This window comes from Kitasatospora sp. NPDC057542, from assembly GCF_042801945.1.
In the GTDB taxonomy this organism is placed as follows: domain Bacteria; phylum Actinomycetota; class Actinomycetes; order Streptomycetales; family Streptomycetaceae; genus Kitasatospora.
The window spans coordinates 1-2575 of the sequence record NZ_JBHVFE010000736.1; the positions used below are offsets into that span (position 1 = coordinate 1).

A 2575-nucleotide genomic window follows, 5' to 3' on the forward strand; every position below is an offset into this window, starting at 1 on the left:
CGCCACGGGTGCGGCCGGGCGTCGTCGTCGGCACCTGCCAGAATGCAGGGCGTACGGCGCAAGCACTGATGGAGAAGGTGACCGGCTTCGTGACCACGCCAGTCGAACAGGGGGCCCGACGGGCCCAGCAGGCGATCGAGCGGAAGATCGCCGAGGAACTGGGCGTCCGCGAGGGGCAGGTGAAGGCGGCCGTCGACCTGCTCGACGGCGGCGCGACCGTCCCCTTCGTGGCCCGCTACCGCAAGGAGGTCACCGGCTCCCTCGACGACGCCCAGCTGCGCACCCTGGAGGAGCGGCTGCGCTACCTGCGCGAGCTGGAGGAGCGCCGGGCGGCCGTCCTGGAGTCGATCGAGGCCCAGGGCAAGCTGGACGACGCGCTGCGCGCCCAGGTGCTCGCCGCCGACTCCAAGGCCCGCCTGGAGGACATCTACCTGCCGTTCAAGCCGAAGCGGCGCACCAAGGCGCAGATCGCCCGCGAGGCCGGCCTGGAGCCGCTGGCCGACTCCCTGCTCGCCGACCCGGGCCAGGACCCGGCCGCGCTGGCCGCGCAGTTCCTGAACGAGTCGGTCGCGGACGGCCCCGCCGCGCTGGAGGGCGCCCGGGCGATCCTGGTCGAGCGCTTCGGCGAGGACGCCGATCTGGTCGGCTCGCTGCGCGAGCGGATGTGGACCCGCGGCCGGCTGGTCGCCAGGGTCCGCGACGGCAAGGAGGGCGACGGCGCCAAGTTCGCCGACTACTTCGACTTCGCCGAGCCGTACACCAAGCTCCCCTCGCACCGCATCCTGGCGATGCTGCGCGGCGAGAAGGAGGAGGTGCTCGACCTCGACCTCTCCCCGTACGACGGCGGGTCCGAGGGCGACCTGCCCGGCGAGAACGACTACGAGCAGCGGATCGCCGCCCGCTTCGGCATCGCCGACCGCGGCCGCCCGGCCGACAAGTGGCTCGGCGACACCGTCCGCTGGGCCTGGCGCACCCGCATCCTGGTCCGCCTCGGCATCGACCTGCGCGCCCGGCTGCGCGCCGAGGCCGAGGACGAGGCGGTGCGGGTCTTCGCCGCCAACCTGCGCGACCTGCTGCTCGCCGCCCCGGCCGGCACCCGCGCCACCATGGGTCTGGACCCGGGCTTCCGCACCGGGGTGAAGGTCGCTGTGGTGGACGCCACCGGCAAGGTCGTCGCGTACGACACGATCTACCCGCACCAGCCCGCCAACAAGTGGGACGCGGCCCTGCACACCCTGGCCGCGCTGGCCAAGAAGCACGACGTCGACCTGGTCGCGATCGGCAACGGCACCGCTTCCCGGGAGACCGACAAGCTCGCCGAGGACCTGCTCAAGCGCCACCCCGAGCTGAAGCTCACCAAGGCGATGGTCAGCGAGGCCGGCGCCTCGGTCTACTCGGCCTCCGCGTTCGCCTCGCAGGAACTGCCGGACCTGGACGTGTCGATCCGTGGCGCGGTCTCGATCGCCCGCCGGCTCCAGGACCCGCTGGCCGAGCTCGTCAAGATCGACCCCAAGTCGATCGGCGTCGGCCAGTACCAGCACGACCTGAGCGAGGTGAAGCTCTCCCGCTCGCTGGACGCCGTGGTCGAGGACTGCGTCAACGCCGTCGGCGTGGACGTCAACACCGCCTCGGCGCCGCTGCTCACCCGGGTCTCCGGGATCACCGGCACGCTGGCCGACAACATCGTGGCGCACCGCGACGCCAACGGCCCGTTCCGCACCCGCAAGCAGCTCAAGGACGTCTCCCGGCTCGGCCCCAAGGCCTTCGAGCAGTGCGCCGGCTTCCTGCGCATCCCCGGCGGCGACGACCCGCTGGACGCCTCCAGCGTGCACCCCGAGGCCTACCCGGTGGTGCGCCGGATCCTGGCCGCGACCGGCGGGGAGCTGCGCGAGCTGATCGGCAACGGCGAGCGGCTGCGGGCGCTGCGCCCGGCGGAGTTCGCGGACGACACCTTCGGGGTCCCGACCGTCACCGACATCCTCGGCGAGCTGGACAAGCCGGGCCGCGACCCGCGCCCGGCCTTCCGTACCGCGACCTTCAAGGAGGGCGTCGACAAGATCGGTGACCTGGAGGCCGGCATGGTGCTGGAGGGCGTGGTCACCAATGTGGCCGCCTTCGGCGCCTTCGTGGACGTGGGCGTCCACCAGGACGGGCTGGTGCACGTCTCGGCGCTGTCGAGGAACTTCGTCAAGGACCCGCGCGAGGTGGTCAAGCCCGGCGACATCGTCAAGGTCCGGGTGGTCTCGGTGGACGTGCCGCGCAAGCGGATCGGGCTCACCCTGCGGCTGGACGACGAGGTGGGGAGCGAGCGCGGCGACCGGCAGGCCCGCCCGCCGCGCCAGGAGCGGCGCGGCGGGGGCCAGGGCGGCCAGGGCGGCCGCGGCGGGCAGGACCGGCGCGGAGGCGGCGACCGGGGTGGCGACCGGGGCGGCTTCGGCGGCGGCGCACCGGCCAACAGCGCCATGGCCGACGCGCTGCGCCGCGCGGGCCTGACCGGCGGCGAGGGCGGTTCGGGCGACCGGCGCTCCGGGCGGCGCTGAGCCGGGACGGACGGACCGCGGCCGGGGCCGGTGGA

Annotated in this window: 1 protein-coding gene; it reads left to right on the forward strand. The window is 74.1% G+C overall.

Annotation, left to right across the window (positions count from 1 at the left end):
- Positions 1 to 89: 89 nt before the first annotated feature.
- The gene (locus ACFU7Y_RS42870) at positions 90 to 2540 is read left to right on the forward strand and encodes a Tex family protein (RefSeq protein ID WP_380771888.1); all 2451 of its coding nucleotides are present in this window, start codon (positions 90 to 92) and stop codon (positions 2538 to 2540) included.
- Positions 2541 to 2575 lie beyond the last annotated feature (35 nt).